Raw genomic sequence first — 20,182 nt, forward strand, 5'->3', positions numbered from 1 at the left:
AATAAATTATGACTTTGGAAGGCAAATCCATTGCCATTCTGATCGCACCCCGTGGGACGGAAGAACCAGAATTCTCGAAGCCCAAGCAAGCTGTCGAGGACGCTGGTGGCAAAGTGACCGTGGTCAGTTTTGAACCGGGCAAGGCTCGCACAGTCAATGGCGATCTTGACGAGGGCGCCAGCTATACTATCGACAAGACGTTTTCCGAGGTGAAAGCCGACGATTTTGACGGACTTGTTGTGCCCGGAGGGACTGTCGGTGCCGACAAGCTGCGCGGCAGCGTCGAGGCAATTGCTTTCATCCGGGCTTTCTTCGATCAGAAAAAAACTGTTGCGGCTATATGCCATGCACCTTGGACATTGATCGAGGCGGGCGTGCTTGAGGGTCGCACCTTGACGTCCTACCCGACGCTGAAGGTCGATATCGAGAACGCCGGCGGTACATGGACCAATGAGGAAGTCGTGGTCGACAACGGCCTTGTTACCAGCCGCGATCCCAATGATTTGCCCGCCTTCTGCGCCAAACTCGTTGAGGAAATCGCAGAAGGTGTCGGCGCAGCGCCCGCAGCAGGGAATTAAGGCGGGGCGTTTCGACGAACCATGTGAGGGCCCTCTCCCTGGAGAAGGTCCGCACAAAGCAAGCGTGGCGGATGGCCAGCGATTGGCCGTCCGCCACGCCGCGTATCACACGAACACGGCGCACCTGACGGGCACCCAAACCCTAAGCCGCGTCAACCGCGGTGACACATCGCCGGCTCCCACTTCCAGATTCGACCCAACCCAACGTGTGATTGAGATGCACCTGATCGAACGTGCGTTCGGCCAGATTTACGACCTACAGCGCCGCCTTGAGATAGCGGGCGGTGAGACTGCCTTCCGCTTCCGCAACGACGCCAGGGACGCCGCTGGCAACGATACGGCCCCCATCTTCCCCGGCCCCCGGTCCCAGGTCGATGATCCAGTCCGCCTGTGTGATGGCGCGCATGTCATGTTCGACGACTACGACGGTATTGCCGGCTTCTACGAGGCCCCGCAGGTGTCGCATCAGCCGGTCGCCATCGGAGGGGTGAAGCCCCGAAGTTGGCTCGTCGAGGATGTAGATCGTGTTGCCGCGTTGAGCGCGTTGCAGTTCAGTCGCCAGCTTGATGCGCTGCGCCTCCCCGCCAGACAGCTCGGTCGCCGGTTGACCGAGCCTCAGATAGCCAAGACCGATCTCCCGCAACACGTCGAGGGAGCGCATCACAGATGCCTCGCCAGCGAAGAAATCGCACGCATCGTCAACCGTCAGTTCGAGCACCTGGGCGATATTGCGCCCGTTCCATTCGACTTCGAGCGTTTGCGGGTTGTAGCGAGAGCCATGACAGGTCGAGCACGGGGCAAAAACGCTCGGCAGGAACAGCAGCTCCACCATGACGTATCCCTCGCCCTCGCACACAGGGCAGCGGCCTTGCGCGACGTTGAACGAGAACCTTCCCGGGCTGTAGTGCCGCCGGCGGGCGAGCGGCGTATCAGCGAAGATCCGCCGCACATGGTCGAACATGCCGCTGTAGGTGGATAGGTTCGAGCGCGGCGTGCGGCCGATCGGTTTCTGATCGACCCGCACCAGCCTGCGAACATGCTCCATGCCTGCGACAATGCGTCCTTCAGTGTCGTTCTGCGCAACATCGAGCAGCGGATCGATATCCTCCTCCTCGGCCACGGGGGAGCCGCCGAGGTGTTCCGTGACGAGCTCGGGCAGCGCCTGACTGACAAGACTGGATTTGCCCGATCCCGAAACGCCGGTGACAGCGGTGAAGCAGCCGATGGGAAACTCGACGTCGAGACCATGGAGATTGTTCCGCCTGATCCCTTCCAGGCGTAGCCATGCCTTGGGATCGCGCGGTGTGCGCTCACTGCGGAGCGGCTCTGCGAACAGGTAGCGGCGGGTGATCGAAGTCTCGACGTCGGCAAGCCCCTCTAGCGGCCCGCTGTAGAGGACTTCACCGCCCTTTTCCCCGGCTCCTGGCCCGACATCGACGAGCCATTCCGCGCGGCGGATCACGTCGAGATCATGTTCGACGACGAACAGGGAGTTGCCCGCCACCTTGAGACGCTCGAGGATGGTGAGCAAGGCTTCGCCATCTGCCGGGTGCAACCCTGCCGAAGGCTCGTCAAGCACATAGACCACGCCGAAAAGCTGTGACGACAATTGCGTGGCAAGCCGCAAGCGCTGCAGCTCTCCGGAGGAGAGCGTCGGCGTGCTGCGGTCGAGCGAAATGTAGCCAAGGCCAAGATCGATCAGCGGGTCCAGCCGCTCGATCAATTCGCAGGCGAGGCGCTGTGCGGCGACCCGCTTTTCATCGGAAAGATTGGGCGTGCGGCGCACGTCGGGCGCAGCCTTGTGCGCCGAACCTCCTGCCGCGACCCGCCGTTCGACCGCCGCATCGCGGGCCGCCTTGCCGAGGACATGGCCCTTCGGGACCGCCGCGGCGCCCCCATATTCGCCATGCGCGACGGGCGTGAGCAAGTTCCGGAGTTTCAACACCGTCAGATCGCCGAACTCGGCGATGTCGAGGCCCGCGAACTTCACCGACAAGGCTTCGCGCTTCAGGCGCTTGCCGTCGCAGGTCGGGCAATCGCGGCCGATGATATATTGCGAGACGCGCTTCTTCATCAGCGCGCTTTTGGTGTTGGCGAAGGTTTCCAGCACATAGCGGCGCGCGCCGGTGAAGGTGCCCTGGTAGCTCGGCTCCATGCGGCGCTTGAGCGCCGTCCGGGTCTGTTCGGGCGTCAGGCCCGCATAGACCGGCACCGTCGGCGTCTCTTCAGTGAAGAGGATCCAGTCGCGATCCTTTTTCGGCAGGTCGCGCCACGGCGTATCGACGTCATAGCCGAGCGAAACGAGGATATCGCGCAGGTTCTGCCCATGCCAGGCGGTCGGCCAGGCGGCGATCGCCCGGTCGCGAATGGTGAGGCTGTCGTCAGGAACCATCGTCTCTTCGGTCGCGTCATATACGCGGCCGATGCCGTGGCAGGTCGCGCAGGCTCCCGCGACCGTGTTGGGCGAGAAATCCTCCGCATAGAGCATGGGTTGATGGCGCGGATATTCGCCGACGCGCGAATAGAGCATCCGCACCAGGCTGGAGAGCGTCGTCACGCTGCCGACCGAGGATCGCGCGTTGGCCGAGCCGCGCTGCTGCTGCAGCGCGACCGCAGGCGGCAAACCGTCGATCGCGTCGACCTCCGGCACGCCGGCCTGGTCGATCAGGCGACGGGCATAGGGCGCAACCGATTCCAGATAACGCCGCTGGGCTTCGGCATAAAGGGTGCCGAACGCGAGCGATGACTTGCCCGAGCCCGATATGCCGGTGAACACCACGAAGGCGTCGCGCGGTACATCGACGTCAATATTCTTGAGGTTATTCTGGCGCGCGCCGCGAACCTGCACGCAAGCGGGCGGCCCCGTATGCCCATGATCGGTGGCCGGCGTCGTCGCGTGAATGTCCTCGCTCTTCAATTCAGTCTTCTGCCCTATACGCCCGTGCGGTCAGTGGTTCATCACAGTCGGGTAACAGATGAATGCATTTCCGACTCAATACATCCAACGGCCAGGCTGGCCCGATGTTCGGCACCTTTGAAATATTTTTCCAGCATTAGACAAAGGTTACGACAAAACCATTTTTCCCGTGGGGTCGCGCGGCGAGGCCACACACACTCCGCTGGTAAGCGCCTGGGCCAGGCGGCCCTGGTCCGTGCCACTATCGGCATGTAACGACCGCACTTCGGCGCTTGTTACCGCATCGCGACGCTTTGCCCATTTGCCAGAGCGCGCTTCATCATGGCCGGGGTCGGGCCATGATGACGGCCGAGTTGTCGATCCGAGCGCCTCGCGCCGCGTCGGATCGGCGGGTCAGTAGTGAATGACCGTGCGGATCGACTTGCCTTCGTGCATCAGTGCGAAGGCCTCGTTGATCTCCTCCAAACCCATCGTGTGGGTTACGAATGGGGCCAGATCGATATCGCCTCTCATCGCGTCCTCGACCATGCCGGGGAGCTGTGTCCGTCCCTTGACGCCACCGAAAGCGGACCCCTTCCATACGCGGCCCGTGACGAGCTGGAATGGGCGGGTGGAGATTTCCTCGCCCGCGCCGGCAACGCCAATCACGATCGACTGACCCCAGCCACGGTGCGCTGATTCAAGCGCGGCGCGCATGACGTGGACGTTGCCGATGCACTCGAAGGTATGATCGATGCCCCAGCCCGTCATCTCGATCAGCACTTGCTGGATGGGCTTGTCATGGTCCTTGGGGTTGATGCACTCGGTTGCACCGAACTGGCGTGCCAGCTCGAACTTGGACGGATTGGTGTCGATGGCGATGATGCGACCCGCCTTCGCCTGGCGCGCACCCTGAATCGCCGCGAGGCCGATGCCGCCGAGGCCGAACACGGCGACCGAGTCTCCGGGCTGGACCTTGGCGGTATTGTGGACTGCGCCGATGCCGGTCGTGACGCCGCAGCCGAGCAGGCAGACATGTTCGGGGTTTGCCTCGGGATTGATCTTGGCGAGCGAGACTTCGGCGACGACAGTATATTCACTGAAGGTTGAACAGCCCATGTAATGATAGAGGGGCTGACCATTATACGAGAAGCGGGTGGTCCCATCGGGCATCAAGCCCTTGCCCTGCGTTTCGCGGACAGCGACGCACAGGTTGGTCTTGCCCGACAGGCAGAAGTCGCACTTGCCGCACTCGGCGGTGTAGAGCGGAATCACGTGATCGCCCGGGCTGACGCTGGTGACGCCTTCACCGACCTCGACAACGATGCCCGCGCCCTCGTGGCCCAGAACCACCGGAAAAACACCCTCCGGATCACTCCCCGCCAGCGTGTACGCGTCGGTGTGGCACACACCGGTGTGCGTCACCCGTATGAGGACTTCGCCTTTCCGGGGTGGGGCGACATCGATCTCGACGATTTCGAGTGGCTTGCCCGCCTCGAAGGCTACAGCGGCGCGAGATTTCATGTTGGGATACCCTCGTTGAGTTAAACTGATTGCTGGTGCGAGGCCGTTGCGTCAGCGCAAATTCGTGGGGGAGCGATCGTTCACTCCCCCCGGTATGCCGGTCAGACCGTAACGACGACCTTGCCGATCTGGTCGTTCGATTCGAGGAAGCGGTGAGCGTCCTGGATGGCGTCGAGCGGGAAAGTGCGCGCGATCCGCGGCTTGAGCGCGCCCGATTCCAGACCCGCCACGATGAACGCCTTGGCGCGATCGAGGGCGGCATCGTCCGAGACGATCTCGCTGTAGAGATACCCCTTGAGCGTGAGGCTCTTGCCCAGCACGGAGAACAACGGGAACGGCGTCGGTTCGCCGCTGAGCGCGCCATATTCGAGCAGGATGCCGCCGCGTGCCATGCTCTGGGTCAGCGGCTCGAACGACGGGCCTCCGACCGGATCGAGCACCACGCGCGCACCCTGACCATCGGTTATCTCCATCACCCTCGCTACCAGATCCTCTTCCTCGGTCGCGACGACATGATGTGCACCGGCATCGATCAGGGCCTGGCGCTTGGCGCCGGTACGTGTCGTCGCGATTACCGTTGCGCCGACCATCCGCGCAATCTGGAAGGCAGCAAGGCCGACGCTGCTGGAGGCAGCAGTGACGATGACGAAATCGCCCTCCCCGAGTTTCGCCTGCTCCACCAGCGCACCCCAGGCGGTGACATACTGCATCCACACGGCCGCCGCTTCCTCGAACGACAGCGCCGCCGGATGCTTGACGACGAGGCGGGCGGGTACGTTGGCGACCTCACCATAAGTGCCCCAGCGCGCGATATCGAGCGGGGGGATGACGCTGACGGCTTCGCCTTCCGCAAACCCGGTCACGTCCGCGCCGACAGTAACGACAGTGCCGGCAGCCTCATAGCCAAGGCGGCTCGGGAACTCGGCTTCCTGAAGGTAGGCATGGTTGCGGAACATCACCTCGGCGCGGTTTATGCCTATCGCCTTCACCGCGATCTGCACTTCGTCGGCCGCAGGCGCGGGGACTGCCACATCTTCAATCCTGAGGACGCTGGCGTCGCCATATTCGTGGATACGGACGATGCGGCTCATTGGAGACTCCTTGATTATTGAATGATCATTCTGTAAGGGAGGGGACCACCAGTTTCAAGATATTATTTATCGATCGTTCCATATCGTGCACCAGAGATGACAGAGACGAAAGCCCGTCGCCGCGCAGGTCGCCCTCGTGTGTTCGACACTGACGCTGCGCTCGACAAGGCGGTGCGGCTGTTCTGGCAGCGCGGCTACGAGGCGACATCGATGGCCGATCTGGTGGCGGAGACTGGCGTCGCCGCCGCCAGTCTCTATGCAGCGTTTGACAACAAGGCGGGGCTGTTTGCGGCGGTGATCGAGCGCTACGCCGCGACGTTCAGCGTCCACCTCTATGCACCCATCAACGATCCGGCGTTGTCCACCTACGAGGCCGTCAAAGGCCTGCTGGAACGAGCGGCGTCATCATTCTCGGAGCCTGGAACGCCGGCCGGCTGCTTCATGTATTCGGCAGCGGCAGCCGTTTCGCCGGCGTCCGCCGCCATCGAATGCCTGCTGCGCGACAAGCGTATCGCGGCGGAGGCCCTCCTGATCGAGCGTCTGCAACGCGGCGCCGCGCAGGGCGAGCTTGCGGCCAACACCGATCCGGCCGTGCTGGGCAAATTCATCAATACGGTCATGGAAGGCATGTCCGTTCAGGCGCGCGACGGCGCTACGCTCAACGAACTGCTCTCCATCGCCAAAATGGCACTCGATCGATGGCCGGCCGCGATATGATCGTTACATTGTGGTCATCTGCCAATCGCGCCTCCGGCGACCGAACAGTCGAACTCATCTCATAGGACGAAAGCACATGAAACACGTGACATTGCCCGGCGGGGAAGTGGTTCCTTCGATGGGTCAAGGCACCTGGAAGATGGGCGAACGTCCCGAGCGCCGATCCGATGAGATCGCCGCGCTACGCGCCGGTGTCGAACTGGGCATGACGCTCATCGATACGGCCGAAATGTACGGCGATGGCGCCGCGGAAACGCTGATCTGCGAAGCGCTCGGCGATCGTCGCGACCAGTTATTCCTCGTCAGCAAGGCGTATCCACAGAACGCATCGCGCTCCCGCCTTGCCGGTGCGTGCGAGGCGAGCCTGAAGCGGCTCGGCACCGATCGGCTCGACCTCTACCTGCTCCACTGGCGGGGATCAGTGCCGCTCGCCGAAACGATAGAGGCAATGGAGGCGCTGAAGTCGGCAGGAAAGATTCGGCATTGGGGTGTCAGCAACCTCGATACTGACGATATGGACGAGCTTGTCGCTGCCGGTGGGGATGGCTGCGTGACCGATCAGATCCTCTACAATCTCGTCCGTCGAGGCCCTGAGTTGGACCTGTTGCCGTGGCTCGCCCAGCACAAAGTGCCAGTGATGGCGTATAGTCCCGTCGAGCAGGGACGCCTCTCAAGCCATCCCGCCCTCGACAAAGTAGCGGCCCAGGTTGGCGCAACCCCTGCGCAGGTCGCACTTGCCTGGACGTTGCGCCACGATGGCCTTATCGCCATCCCGAAAGCGAGTTCGATTGCACATGTGCGGGAGAACCGCGCGGCCGCAGATATCGTGCTCTCCGACGCCGACATTGCGACACTCGATGCGGAATTTCCCAGGCCACGCGACCGCCGTCCACTCGAGATGCTTTAGCGTCAGATGACGATATTATCGCTCGAAGGAACAGAACGCAAACCGGATCGGCGGTAGGCGCTCAGCGGTGCGGTGATCGGACCAGTGTCGACACCGCTATCGAGCGGGTGCTGCGCGACTGACGGTTCGAGCACCAGGCCTATCGCGCCCCTGGCCCCAATCTGCTCTTAGCCTCCACGAATAACCGTCTGACCGTTCTTACCGTCTATGGGGCGTATCCGAGCTGGCAGGGCATCCAGCCAAGGGCGTCATTCTTGTCCATCGGGCGCTCTGGATCGAAGCTCGGGCGGCCTAGCTGTCAGCACGACACCGCGCTGCCTGAGTTTCCGAGCTGCCATCCCAGCGTGCGCCGCTGGCGGGAAGGTGAGCCGATTACTCGCTCAAGCTCAGTTCGACAGAGCGCAAGCCATGAACCGTTCACTGCACTGCAGCGCCGAATTAGCGCTCCGCTACCTAGAGAGCTGCTTAGCAAAAAAATGCTCTCAATAGCCCGATCTCGCAAGCTCAGTATCTGATTTACGAAAAAGGGAAATGTGGTGGACGCACTAGGGCTCGAACCTAGGACCCGCTGATTAAGAGTCAGCTGCTTGACGGCAGCTTTAGCCGATTTCTCCCCAAAAGAGGACGTTCAACAATCGGCCCACTTTCTGCCGATCTGTGATGCCAGTCAGGCAAACGATGTATGTCGGCTCCAGACAGGAGCTGCCATCCGATCTATCAATTTGGAACGGCAGCACTGTCCCAACCCCAGTCATGAGCGGACTAACCGCTAATAAACGCACATTTTTTGAGCTTTATCTCGCGCAGCTGGGATGTCAGCGCTAGAACTTGATACGCTTGAGCTCGTTAGTAATCCCCGCAGCAACAAACTGATCTTCTGGCTCAATCTGGTGAACATCAAGGAATGTTGCCAGTGAAGCCGCCAATTGATTATCGCGCTCCATTCGTTTCAATAATCCTCGAAATTTCGAAGCTAGGGCAGCATCACGAACCAGGATTGGACTGCCAGCATGGCGAGAAAACTGAGCCACCAGCCGATTCAGATATCGACGTAGCGTCTTTATTCTAGCGTGTCCGGCAACCTCAGCGATTTCCATGAGCACCATCTTTCGATCCCATGCACTCCCATGCATCGCCATGTGGCGGAAGAATGCCTCCCTCGTAAGTCTTTCGAGGCATGCGGCTCGTAGTCGATGGGCAGACCCCGGTACCTTTGCTTCCTTAAAAGCAGCATTTATCATATTACCAATCGAATTCGGTTGATAACCACGACCAGTTTTCCGGCTAAGGAATAGACAGTCATCTTTAATCTTTCTTACAAAATCTGGCCTTATGTTCCAGATATAATGTAAATTGTACTCAAGATGATCTAGCGGCAATGGAACCTTTCTCTTCTTACGCCCCTTCTCGATCACGATCACAGATATGAATGTGAAACCCTTCTTGCGAAGTTCAGATACTTTTTCCGTGATAATAGCTTTCTGCTCATCAGACGCGTTTTTCAAATCATATGGATCACCGCCCTCTGTCACTACCCCGTGTTCTGCGAGCGCGTCTGCGATAGAAGGTACCGAGACCTGTGCTACCCCACCACATCTCAAAGTGCTGTAATACATCCAGCCTGCCATCAACCACCGCATGAATTTCATCTCGCTGGTAGAGGTCATTGCGTTGAGCTTCGTCAGCACCGCATCGACCTGCTCCTCGTCGGGCGTCGGCCGAGGCAGAGAGCCGCCGGATCGATCAATCTTAACGGCGCAGACATAGCGTGGGACCAAACGGCCTTTGTCTCGTTTATACGCTATTTCGACAGAAATGGGAAAGCCAGGGCCATCCAATCCATTCAAAGGATCGGCTACCATTCCCCTATACTCATCATATGATGAACTTGAATGAACGTAGAACTTAAATATCACATCTATTGTTCTTGCAAGCCTCCTCTCTCCAATTCATTTTTCTTTAAGATATTCATAGAAATCCGATATTGTATAATTCGATGAATCAACAAGATTTACATTTTGCTTTATTAAGAAACTCATCCAACTTTTCAGAATGTATGCTTCATCGTTTAGCGTCCCTACACTTATCTTCCTCATTGTGAATCGATAGAAAATATATCTCTGCAGTTCCCATATCACTCCTGATTCGTCGTCGACCAATATCGGCAATCGAGGACCATTCCTCCTACGATATTTATAATCTTGTGGAGCATGTATTATTTTTATCATAAAATTATACGGATTTCATGCCGACAACATTCTGAGTATTTTTCAGAAGTTCAGCATAGTCTCTTTTTTTATTTTCTAGTTTTTGCTTTGTAATGACGTGAGCCTGTTGTTCACGCTCCAAGTCAGCCATTATATTGATAATCTGGGCCGCTAAGGCAGAATTTAGGGCGTTTGAGTTCTTGGCTTTCTGGCCATTGAATTTCCGGATGATCGCTTCAAATCTGGCTCGAAGCAAATGATTGGACGACGAGTAATAGTCGTTCGGACTCGACCAAGCGACCACAACGAATTCCTGCTGGCCAACAACGCAGACACCTGCCCAGCGCCGCAACTCAGATGGATTACGGGGGATACTGGCATCCGGCAAAACGCCGGCAGCGAACATTGCCTCCAGCGCTATTACTTTTGTTTCGAACCGATCACGAACTGAGGGGGCAGCTCTGGCCAACTTAAGCCTCCCCTATCCCGAAATACCGCCGAATGTGCTCTCGGATCCTGCGCTCGCGCTCCTCGGAAACTTTGCGCGATATCTCATCAGTTGCAGCCTCAACGCCAGCTTTCGCACGGGCGTGAATTCCCTCCCATTTGCCCTGAAGCGCGCGAAACTGAACGTTATGGGGGCACAGGCTGCAGACCATGTCCGTCGCATTCGCTACCGACTTGCCCAACAACGGCAGTTCGCCGTCCTTTTCCATTGCCTCAGCTAAGCATGCCGCAGCAGAAAGGTCCGCCGCATCTAGACCGCATTTGCAATAGGAATGCCCCTCAGGATGAGGCTCCAACCATTTGCCTATTATCCACACCGACAGCACCTGATCGAACGACGGGTGCGCGCTGTCGAGCTCATTCACCGCGATGCCCGGTTCGATCGCGAGGATCATTTGTTCGATCTCGCGCTTCCAGGCCTTACCCCCGATACCCGTCATGCTTCCAGGATCGTCAAAGGCCTCGGTGACTGAATCTTTGATATGCTGAACCCGTACTCGCTCGAAATCCTCTCGCGCCTGCTTGGCTTCGTTGACGCGCCGCTTCGCATGCTGCGCCTCAGCCCAGTTCAGCCTGTCACCCGCGATGTGTGAGTGCACATAGTATCGAGTACGCTCCATTCCGGAATGCCCGAGAAACTGAGACAGGGCGTCAAGCCAGGGATACTTGAAGCGGTAGTAGTAGACCGTCGCAAAAAAGTGCCGCTGATGATACGCGCTCCACCTCTCTCCATTAGGCAGGAGAACACCGGCGGCCTCCGCAAACATATTGACCGCTCTATTCACGCATGGCGACGGTGCTGCTTTACCGGTGATCGGATTCTGAATGGAAAGAAGCCAACCCGCCTCATTCCCCGGCCCTTCACCGATCGCCTCAAGGAGTTCAAACGTGACGGCGACAGTCCCAGGCGCCGGGATGGTTTTCATATCCCCTTCGGTCTTAGATGCGAGATGAGTTACCGTGTAATGGCCATTATCAAAAGACGTAATCGCTCGCGTCTTCATGCTATTAATCTCATTCGGCCTACGTGCCAGAAATGTGCTCGCAGCAATTATGCTCCCGCCGATAACTGACGCGTTGAAAAATCGAAGCATCCTATAATTGAGTGAATACCAAGTTCCGTCATCTCCGTTGCGCCAATAGTTGAAGTGAGAATTAACTGCATCATTGAGGCAAATCGCGCTGACGCTCCTCTCCACCGCACTGATTTTAGCTTGCGAGTTGGCTTTATAATAGCTGGCGACCGGTTCGTAAGATACCACAATGGAACGGTGGAAATCGATGATCTCGTTTTTACCGGTTACGATGAACTCGATTGCACGGGCCGCCAATTCGCACACTTTTTCGGGCGGAGGGAGTGTCCGGGTATTATATTCTGGCTTAACTATGCTGTTTGATACCGAATCTATGGTTTCATGCGGCAGAAGTGCGCGGAACTCGATCGGATCATGATGAAGATTATCGCGGTAGCACCACAAGTGCTCCCAAACGGCGACAGCGGAACGAACGCGGGATGCAGAACCACCCTTATAAGCTGCGTTATTACGAGGCGTATGATTACATTCCAGTTTTGGCCACCGGTCTTGGACAAGCTTCGCCACACGCTCCCACTGTGGAGCAGGTACCTGACCTCGGGAGCCCAACCCAACCAAGCCTACGAGTGAATTACTACGCAACCTCCCGAAATCATCATAGGTGGATATATCGAAGTCAGTCGAGGAAATGATCTCCAAGAGACGGTCGACCCGCGCCTCGACAGCTATGAGCTTGTGAATCCCTCCTTCTGCTAGTTCATCAATGTATTCTAAATAGTTTCCTCTCGTCAGGTCTGAAAAATTCACTATATCTTGATCGTCTTTCCATCTCACCATGTTCAGAAAGGCCATGTGAAGCTGTGAGGCATTTTTCGCGCTCTTAACAAAGCCTTTGTCTGGATCCATCGCACACGACATCGCTATTTTGCACGTGTACAAATCGTTCATGCGACCTCCTTCGCGCATGGATTGACCGCTCAGGAACATTGGGTGATCGAACCTGAGGGTCGTATCTATGCGACGTTCGAGTTCCTCGTCATGCATCATGATCTTCCAGACGTCATCTTCGAGACTGTTCCCGAAGAACCAGTACGGTCTTCCGAATTCCGCCAGTACACTTGATGCAGAATTCCCGCGCTCTATTGACGTCTTTGGTGCCAATGACATGGTCAGAATATCTCCGGCAAGCAGATCAGACCCTCTTTGAACTCTGCCGCCACGGCCTTGGAGACTTGTTCAAAGTCGAAGCGGTAAGGACTACGCTTCAGGCGCCGATGATAAGCGATCACCAAGGCATGCCATGGGAGCCAGACAGCGTACCAACGCTTTGGGTTTTCTTCAGATATCCGCTCGCTTGCGAGGTCTAGCGCAATTTGCGCGATGGCCAGCGAACGGAAGGCCTTCATCGAGGGTGCGAACCGCCTGACCGGACAGTGCGGGCAAGGATCTAGCGGAGTGCAAGAGGGCCCAGTTCGAGCCAGTTGGCTCACATCGACGTCTTTATCGCTGCAGTAGAAGCTCAAGCCGAGGTCGTCGGCCTCAGCCTTCCTTTGATCGATCAATATGCTCGATACCCCGGCAAAGGCCTCCCAATTCACATCGGGCGCGATTGCCACCTCAAGCAAGTTCATGAAATGGCGAATGTGCGACTCGATGGCTTTGGCCATCCAAGGAGCATTCAAGTAGTGATCAAACGTGGTACTGACGTCCTCATGCCCAGCCAGCGCCTGAGCGATTGAAATGTCGGCGTCATTATCGAAGTAAGACAGCTGCAAAACGGTTTTTCGTATCGTAGCCCGATTTATCTTCAGTCCACCTATAATCTCATTTCTTTCATGCCTATTTAGAAAATCTCTCCATTCATTGCCAGAAAATCTGGATGCATCATTGCTAAATTGGCCAATTTTGTATCCACCATTCAAACCGTATATTATCAACTTCTTCGAAGCATCTTCTTGGCCAGATTTTTTAGCCTCTGTTCGAATTTCCGACGTCATCTCCCGATACATGGCAATGGCATCACATGTATTCAGTGAATTCTTCCGCGACGTTGCGACTTGCGCCTCTTGACCCTCGATCAATCCGTAAACCACCTTACCTTTTGCGCGCCGCTTCCTCGCTGCAATCGTCGATAACGTGGTTTTGCCGTGAGACTCCTTGTTCAGGAAAGGATTCTCCGGAAGGTCAGAGACAACGCTCGGGTTGAACCCAGTGTCACAAATAATTAAGCCAGATATTGCATTCGCTGCATGTCCATTTGGCCTGATATATTTCAATATTTCAGTGATTCCGCCAAATTTCTCAATAAGAAGCCTGTACCTATTAGGCATGGCCGTCACTTTTATATCATCGTTATACCGGGATTTGATCATGAATATCAAAGCTGGAAGAGTTTCGGACTTCATCTTAAGAAATGATGAGCTGCTGGTGTCTTTCGAAAGCAATTCGACTACCCTCGGCTTGGATATCATCCGCTCCGCCTCAATTTCTCCCAAGTCAGAGTACATTGATATATATCCCTGACCGATCTTCCATTTTTCATACATGGATTTCAAATCGTTCAGCAGAACCGTTTTCAGCTCTTCAAGGATAGCTCTAGAATGTTCAATCTGTATTAGACCAGATTCTTCCAGAGGAACGTATCCTTCTTGTTCTGTATTACCATTGCAGCGCCTCAATTGCCCCAGTGTGGCAACCTTGCCTGGCTTTTTCCGTCCCCCTCGGAGGCCTCGGATTGGTTGAAAATCAAGACAATGACCCCGATCCTCTAGCGCAGCGAGCATTGAGTTAAATGTGTACGCGACGTTATTCCGCTTACTCAGGGTCTTATTTGTAGCCCTATTCCACTGCGGGCATATCTCTGACAGATAGTTGCGGATCGATTTTTCCCACAACCTCCCATCAAGTGGCCCTGTGTTATTAATAAGGTCTTCAAAAATTCCGCTAAAATCCAATGTTGGCTTGGATTTATTCATCGATCTCATTTCACAGAGCGTTCGGACTAGCACACTATGGGCCTGCTCTACTGTTCCAGATGGCACAAACTGGAAGGTGAGCACCCACATTTGCATCAACCGCTGCGCGGCCATTGCGCCATAAGCTTCTGCGATACGATCAAACCGATAAGGACGATGATGCCCTGCCAGCCGGAGTGTAAAGACACTGTCCTGTTTGATACGACTCATAGTCAAGCTGTATGAAATCGATGTTCGATGCGTCAACAGCGTTAATCATGGGACGTATCAATGCTATTATTTGTCTATTTTTTGTCGATTACGTCCGTTAATGACCAGAAAATCGTAAATCAAACGGACGTAGGCCGAGGCACGTCCGTAGAAATTTGATTAGCCCCAACATTTGCATCGGACATGATATGTGGACTGGGCTGTCGATTTATCTTCATTCCGAGCACTTTGGGTCACTAGAAAACTGCCTCAACGGAAATCCCGCGTCCTGATCCGATGCCCTCCGTTGGCTGGCCAGGGGCAATGCGCGACGTCAGGCTTAAAACGGGATCATACATATCACGTGGGCGGCGGCCCGACGGGTCGGTTCCACGGATCCCGCCGATCCGGTGCTGCCGGGCTGCTCAGCACATCAGGCACGTTGTCTCCCAGCGACAAGGCCATTGAATCAGGGCGGGCCATTACTGCAAGGTCGGGTTTTTCCATACTATCGACCAAAGCCGGTCGTTCCTAATAGACATATCGACGTCTGCTCATGCCAAAAGCAGACTTTCGTTGGCCATGATCAAATCGCGGTGTCATCATAGTGCCGATGGCACTGAAGCACGATCTTCTCGAGAAGGGGTATCTACCCGAGAACCTACCGCCGACTTTCGTGACGGCTGCTATCGGCGCCAACCTTGCGGCTCGCAACGAATGGCTCACCGACGGGAGGCATCCGGTTAGGTCATCTCCGTTCAACGCGTCCAAACGAGGGATGACGCGTCGCGAATTTTCATTCGTCCATCCGTCGACCGCCCACGATCTCGCGCGCTTTGTCGCCAACCGGGAGGTGGAGCTGACGCAGCATTTCGCGCTGTCGAATTTCAGCCTGTCCAAACCGGTCCACAACCCAGATATGGACAGGGCGGTAACGATCGCATCGCATTCCGAGCTTGAAAGCGCTCGGCTATCGCGTCTCGCTCGGTATCGCTTCGTCGCGCGGACTGACATCTCGCGGTTCTACCACACGATCTACACCCACTCGATTCCTTGGGCCGTGCACGGGCGGGCCGCCGCAAAGGCGGACCGCAATCCCGCCTCCGCGAACTGTTACGCCAACCGTCTCGACCTAATCGTCCGGGCAGGGCAAGACGGCCAGACGGTTGGCGTTCCAGTCGGACCTGACGCGTCGAGATACGTCGCGGAGGTGATCGGCACCGCGATCGACCAAGAATTTGTCCGCCGCGGCGGTCACCAGAACTGCGACCTGATACGGCACGTCGACGACGTTTGGATCGGTGCCGACACCCACGCCGCAGCCGAGGAGGCACTGTGGCGTTACAGGGAAGCCATTCGGTTTTTTGAGTTGGACATCAACGAATCGAAGACGGCGATTTACTCCGATAATTTCTCCTTTTCCGACACATGGCCGACTGACATCGCCGCCAAGTTCGAGTTCGCGAGCAATTCGCTTGATCGACGCATTCCGGAGCGACTTCGTGCAGCGCTTGAATACGCTTTCTCGCTCACCTCGAAAAACAACGACGACGGGGTTCTCAAGTACACCCTTCGCTACTTGGATCGGTCGAACCTCGCCGCCACCCAGTGGCCTGTTGTGGAACCCTTCCTCAAGCGCGCTGCGGTGCATTTCGGTCATTCCATCGACTACGTCGCCCGAATGATCGTCTGGCGCCACTTGGCGTTCCGCGACCTCGTAATCGCCGACTGGTCGCCGATCCTGGTGGCGATACTGGATCGGCACGGGCGCCTCGGAAACGATGGTGAAGTGTCGTGGGCACTTTATGCCGCGATCCGGCTCGGCATTGAGATCCCCATCAGAACGGCCAATCTGATAGTTCAGAACTGCGGTCCGCTCACTGTGATGGCGCTGCTCTCCTGCGTCGAGCAGACTCTGGTCGCACCCGCCGTATTTGAAGCTGCCGCTGAGATCGTCACGAACGAAACTGGGTCTGGACCCTATTGGCCGTTGCTTCTGGAATGGCGGTCGCGACGCTGGGCAGGTAGCGCAAACCTAACGCTCGGAAACGAACTCATCGAGGATCTCGCTCAGCAAGGTATAACCCTGTTCGCACCCAATAGACTTCCGAGCGTCTTCCAGGATCTCGACGAGAACGACTTCGGCTCAGTGGCCTTCGCCATCGAAGAGCGCTCAAGCCAGTATGACGACGACAACGATGAGGAGGAAGACGATGACCTCGACGAGGACGAGGATCAGCCCTTCTGATCGGCCATTCGTTCTATCATCGGGCATCCCGACTATATAGCGGCACTTGGATTTGTCGGGAGAACGTGCTGGACTTTCGGAACAATTTTGTCTCGGTCGACCGGGTCAGTTGTGGCACAGCTTCATGAATACAGGTCGGGGGAATGTATGGAGTGGAAGGCGCACGGCTACCGGGTGGGATCTTCAAATGAGACCTTCGACGACATCCCGACGGACGCTGATGAACTCGATCAGTTCGTCGCGCTGCACCGTCGCCGGATCGAGCCCTGGCTATCTGCGGTATTTCAGGCAGAGCATCTCAACCTCCTGCTAGGTAGCGGATTCACGACATCCGTCGCGTTCGCGGCGGGGGTAGCCGCAACGGGAATGGATGTGGCCGCTGGCACTTCGGCCCATGCCAAGGCCATCATGGATCATGCTGCCGCCAGCGCCAAGAAGATGGGGCGCGGCGAAGCTAATATCGAGGATCAGCTACGCAGCGCCATCGCTGTGCTCGACGGGCTCGACATCATTGACAAGGATGCTGCGGAATCCGTCCGTGCCGACATCAACGCTGCTATTGAGACCTTTCTCTATTCCCTGCTTGCGACCGAACGGGGTATCGCCGACGCCGACAGCGCGCCGGCCTCCGCCATGCTCCAGTCCTTTCTACTGAGTTTCGCCAGCCGTGCGGCGTCACGCGAGCGCCTGCACGTGTTCACGACCAACTACGACCGACTGATCGAACGCGGGTGCGACGACGCCGGCCTGCGCATCATCGATCGGTTTGTAGGCACTTTGCGCCCCTTGTTTCGCAACACACGCATCGAGCTGGACTATCACTATAATCCGCCAGGAATTCGTGGTGAACCGCGCTTCATGGAAGGCGTCGTTCGCCTGACGAAATTGCACGGCAGTCTCGATTGGCGCTTCGACGAGTCTACGCGGCGTATCTATCGTGCCGAGACCCCCTTTGGTGCGGCGGAAGATCATCCAAGCCTTCCGGATTCTCCCGTCGATACCGTCATGATCTATCCAAATCCGGCGAAAGACGTAGAGACGACCCAATATCCGTATGCAGAGCTGTTTCGAGATTTCGCTTCTGCGACGTGCAAGCCCAATTCCGTCGTCGTCACCTACGGCTATGGCTTTGGTGACGATCACATCAACCGAGTGCTCCTCGACATGCTGTCGGTGCCATCTGCGCATCTCGTTATCATCGCGTTCGATCTCGATGATCGCATCAAGGGGTTCCTCGCGCATACCCGGCCAGCCCAGGTCAGCCTCCTTGCTGGCCGTCATTTCGGGAGCCTTCAGCGTCTGGTCGACGACTATCTTCCAAAGCCCGCGCTCGACTATATCACCGGACGGATGTCGGAGCTCCTGAAGAACCGGGCCTTCACCGAAGTCCCGGTTGTCGTCGCGGCACCGGCTGCGGATGCGCCGGCTGAACCGGGCGGTGCCGCATGAGCTCTCCTGTTGAGCGCTTGTCCGAGCTGGTCATCGGCACGGTCGAGTCCATCTCGTCCGATGAAATTCGCGTCCTCCTGGATCTTGATGCTCCACAATCAACTGCACTCAATACAGGTACGCCGACCAGTTTTCCCCGCCTCAACAGCTATGTTCTGATACCCAATGAGGCCGGCGCGACAGTGGCCTATGTCACCTGGATCGGCATCGAGCGCTCGCCATTTCCAAAACGCTCGGGGCTGAAAGACTTCGGCCTCATCGACCTGCCGTTCCCGCTGCGAAAAATGGCGCTAACTCCGATCGGCACGCTGACCGTGCGCCGCGACCGCCGCGCAGGAACCAGCGTTTACGACCTCAGCCGCGGCGTGGTCGCTTTTCCTTCGGTCGGCGATCAGATCCTTATACCGACGCCCGAACAGATCGCAGCGATCGTCGGTGCAAAGGATAAGGATCGCCGTGTCCGGATCGGCTCTTCGCCGCTTGCCGCAAACACCTCGATCATGGTCGATCCGGACAAGATTTTTGGGCGTCACGTCGCTGTGCTCGGTAATACCGGCAGCGGCAAGTCCTGCTCGGTTGCAGGTCTAATCCGATGGTCGCTCGACGCCGCGCAAACTGCGCTCACAAACCCGGCTGAAGGGCCGAACGCCCGGTTCATTATTCTCGACCCCAATGGAGAATACGCCAAAGCGTTCGCCGATCGCGCGGACAATGTCCGGCTGTTCCGCGTGCCACCCGTCGATGATCAGAAGGGTGAGCGAGCACTGCGCCTGCCGGCCTGGCTCTGGAACGGCCATGAATGGACGGCGGTGTCATTCGCCCGACCGGGCGCGCAGCGACCGCTGTTGCTCCAGGCCCTTCGTGACCTGAAAAGCGGCAATCTCGCCGACGTGCCGGCGGCGGCGCTGGTTCGGCGGCACATCTACTCGTACAGGCTGCTGGTCGATGCCTTGCTCGCGCGCGGACCGGCAGCGTTTGCGGGCGATGCCGGGCCACGACGCCAATGCGGCGACCTGATGGACAACATGGCAGCGGATTGCGACGCGATGAGCGCGCGGCTCGACGGAGACCCTGCGGCAACGCTCACCGACATTGCCGCGACCATTCGAGACGTCGCCAACAATCGTCGCGGAAACAACGGTTGGTTCAACAGCTTCGCCGTCGAGGAAATCGAATCCGTTCAGGCTGCCCTGCAATCATTCCTCGATCAGGTCGAGGATGCCTTGGCGGCCGCACAAATCACCGAGGATGCGCCGATCCCCTTCGACGTGCAGATGTTGCCGGATCACCTCGAGCGGATCGCCGCGACCGAAGGGGGCGGCCTTGCGGGCTTCATCAGCACGCTTGGCATGCGAATCCGGGGAATGATGGCAGATCCCCGGCTTGGGCAGGTTGTCGGCAGCGAACCGCAGATCAGCTTCGATACCTGGCTCGACGATCTGATCGGCAGCAACGCGTCGGCGAACGGTCAGGTGGCGATCATCGATCTTTCACTCGTTCCCTCCGAGGTCGTCCATATCGTTGTCGCCGTGCTCGGCCGACTGACCTTCGAAGCATTGCAGCGCTACAGACGGCTGCATCCGGACGGAAAGCCGTTGCCCACGACGCTGGTCCTGGAAGAGGCGCATAGCTTTGTTCGCCGCGGTGGGAACGATGAGGGCGTTCCTGAGAACCCCGCGCAACTCTGCCGCGAGACATTCGAAAAGATCGCGCGAGAAGGACGAAAGTTCGGCCTGGGCCTCATGCTATCCTCCCAGCGACCGTCCGAGCTGTCCCCGACCATTGTCAAACGGCGTTCAAAAGGGACCCCCGATCGGCGTCGAAGAGGGACCCCCTTTTCAGATAATATGATGCTGGTTT

At 57.5% G+C, this 20,182-nt stretch carries 13 protein-coding genes; 6 read left to right on the top strand and 7 right to left on the bottom strand.

Annotation, left to right across the window (positions count from 1 at the left end; all coding sequences use genetic code 11):
* Positions 1-8: 8 nt before the first annotated feature.
* Positions 9-578: a type 1 glutamine amidotransferase domain-containing protein gene (locus tag LL253_RS14235; protein ID WP_228227586.1), complete on the top strand. Its 570-nt coding sequence runs from the start codon at positions 9-11 to the stop codon at positions 576-578.
* A gap of 256 nt (positions 579-834) precedes the next feature.
* On the opposite strand, the gene LL253_RS19925 is transcribed toward LL253_RS14235, so the two are convergent.
* From LL253_RS19925 to LL253_RS14255, 3 genes are all read right to left on the bottom strand, one after another.
* On the bottom strand, positions 835-3,426 hold the full coding sequence (locus LL253_RS19925) for an excinuclease ABC subunit UvrA (RefSeq protein ID WP_323133414.1): 2,592 nt from the start codon (positions 3,424-3,426) through the stop codon (positions 835-837).
* A 462-nt stretch (positions 3,427-3,888) separates the two neighbouring features.
* Positions 3,889-4,998, bottom strand: coding sequence for an S-(hydroxymethyl)glutathione dehydrogenase/class III alcohol dehydrogenase (locus tag LL253_RS14250; RefSeq protein ID WP_228227587.1), 1,110 nt, complete (start codon positions 4,996-4,998; stop codon positions 3,889-3,891).
* A 101-nt stretch (positions 4,999-5,099) separates the two neighbouring features.
* On the bottom strand, positions 5,100-6,089 hold the full coding sequence (locus tag LL253_RS14255; protein ID WP_228227588.1) for a zinc-dependent alcohol dehydrogenase family protein: 990 nt from the start codon (positions 6,087-6,089) through the stop codon (positions 5,100-5,102).
* A gap of 96 nt (positions 6,090-6,185) precedes the next feature.
* Between LL253_RS14255 and LL253_RS14260 the strand changes: the two genes are divergently transcribed.
* Together LL253_RS14260 and LL253_RS14265 are read left to right on the top strand one after the other, a co-directional pair.
* Positions 6,186-6,806 (top strand): TetR/AcrR family transcriptional regulator, encoded by a 621-nt coding sequence (locus LL253_RS14260; protein WP_228227589.1) that lies wholly within the window; start codon positions 6,186-6,188, stop codon positions 6,804-6,806.
* A gap of 76 nt (positions 6,807-6,882) precedes the next feature.
* Entirely contained in the window at positions 6,883-7,713 is an 831-nt protein-coding gene (locus tag LL253_RS14265; protein WP_228227590.1) for an aldo/keto reductase, read from the top strand.
* 821 nt (positions 7,714-8,534) lie between these two features.
* Here the strand turns inward: LL253_RS14265 and LL253_RS14270 are convergent.
* The 4 genes from LL253_RS14270 to LL253_RS14285 form a co-directional block, all read right to left on the bottom strand.
* Entirely contained in the window at positions 8,535-9,575 is a 1,041-nt protein-coding gene (locus LL253_RS14270; protein WP_228227591.1) for a site-specific integrase, read from the bottom strand.
* A gap of 370 nt (positions 9,576-9,945) precedes the next feature.
* Positions 9,946-10,389: a hypothetical protein gene (locus tag LL253_RS14275; RefSeq protein ID WP_228227592.1), complete on the bottom strand. Its 444-nt coding sequence runs from the start codon at positions 10,387-10,389 to the stop codon at positions 9,946-9,948.
* 1 nt (position 10,390) lies between these two features.
* On the bottom strand, positions 10,391-12,409 hold the full coding sequence (locus LL253_RS14280; RefSeq protein ID WP_228227593.1) for a tyrosine-type recombinase/integrase: 2,019 nt from the start codon (positions 12,407-12,409) through the stop codon (positions 10,391-10,393).
* 221 nt (positions 12,410-12,630) lie between these two features.
* Positions 12,631-14,646: a hypothetical protein gene (locus LL253_RS14285; RefSeq protein ID WP_228227594.1), complete on the bottom strand. Its 2,016-nt coding sequence runs from the start codon at positions 14,644-14,646 to the stop codon at positions 12,631-12,633.
* Positions 14,647-15,238: 592 nt separating this feature from the next.
* Between LL253_RS14285 and LL253_RS14290 the strand changes: the two genes are divergently transcribed.
* The 3 genes from LL253_RS14290 to LL253_RS14300 form a co-directional block, all read left to right on the top strand.
* Positions 15,239-16,873 carry an RNA-directed DNA polymerase gene (locus LL253_RS14290; protein ID WP_228227595.1) on the top strand — a complete coding sequence of 545 codons (1,635 nt, stop codon included), beginning with the start codon at positions 15,239-15,241 and terminating at the stop codon, positions 16,871-16,873.
* A gap of 147 nt (positions 16,874-17,020) precedes the next feature.
* Positions 17,021-18,322 (top strand): SIR2 family protein, encoded by a 1,302-nt coding sequence (locus tag LL253_RS14295; RefSeq protein WP_228227596.1) that lies wholly within the window; start codon positions 17,021-17,023, stop codon positions 18,320-18,322.
* Positions 18,319-20,182: ATP-binding protein (locus LL253_RS14300; RefSeq protein ID WP_228227597.1), on the top strand; the 1,864-nt coding region annotated here is incomplete at its 3' end. The genes LL253_RS14295 and LL253_RS14300, both read left to right, overlap by 4 nt.

The sequence above is a fragment of the Sphingobium soli genome (genome assembly GCF_020782245.1).
Taxonomy (GTDB): domain Bacteria; phylum Pseudomonadota; class Alphaproteobacteria; order Sphingomonadales; family Sphingomonadaceae; genus Sphingobium; species Sphingobium soli.

Excerpts from the sequence above, each read along its gene's own strand:
- LL253_RS14255 (WP_228227588.1), bottom strand. The coding sequence starts at position 6,089 with ATGAGCCGCATCGTCCGTATCCACGAATATGGCGACGCCAGCGTCCTC.
- LL253_RS14250 (WP_228227587.1), bottom strand. The coding sequence starts at position 4,998 with ATGAAATCTCGCGCCGCTGTAGCCTTCGAGGCGGGCAAGCCACTCGAA.
- LL253_RS14265 (WP_228227590.1), top strand. The coding sequence starts at position 6,883 with ATGAAACACGTGACATTGCCCGGCGGGGAAGTGGTTCCTTCGATGGGT.
- LL253_RS14290 (WP_228227595.1), top strand. The coding sequence starts at position 15,239 with ATGGCACTGAAGCACGATCTTCTCGAGAAGGGGTATCTACCCGAGAAC.
- LL253_RS14280 (WP_228227593.1), bottom strand. The coding sequence starts at position 12,409 with ATGAACGATTTGTACACGTGCAAAATAGCGATGTCGTGTGCGATGGAT.
- LL253_RS14260 (WP_228227589.1), top strand. The coding sequence starts at position 6,186 with ATGACAGAGACGAAAGCCCGTCGCCGCGCAGGTCGCCCTCGTGTGTTC.
- LL253_RS14235 (WP_228227586.1), top strand. The coding sequence starts at position 9 with ATGACTTTGGAAGGCAAATCCATTGCCATTCTGATCGCACCCCGTGGG.
- LL253_RS14270 (WP_228227591.1), bottom strand. The coding sequence starts at position 9,575 with ATGGTAGCCGATCCTTTGAATGGATTGGATGGCCCTGGCTTTCCCATT.
- LL253_RS14285 (WP_228227594.1), bottom strand. The coding sequence starts at position 14,646 with ATGAGTCGTATCAAACAGGACAGTGTCTTTACACTCCGGCTGGCAGGG.
- LL253_RS14295 (WP_228227596.1), top strand. The coding sequence starts at position 17,021 with ATGGAGTGGAAGGCGCACGGCTACCGGGTGGGATCTTCAAATGAGACC.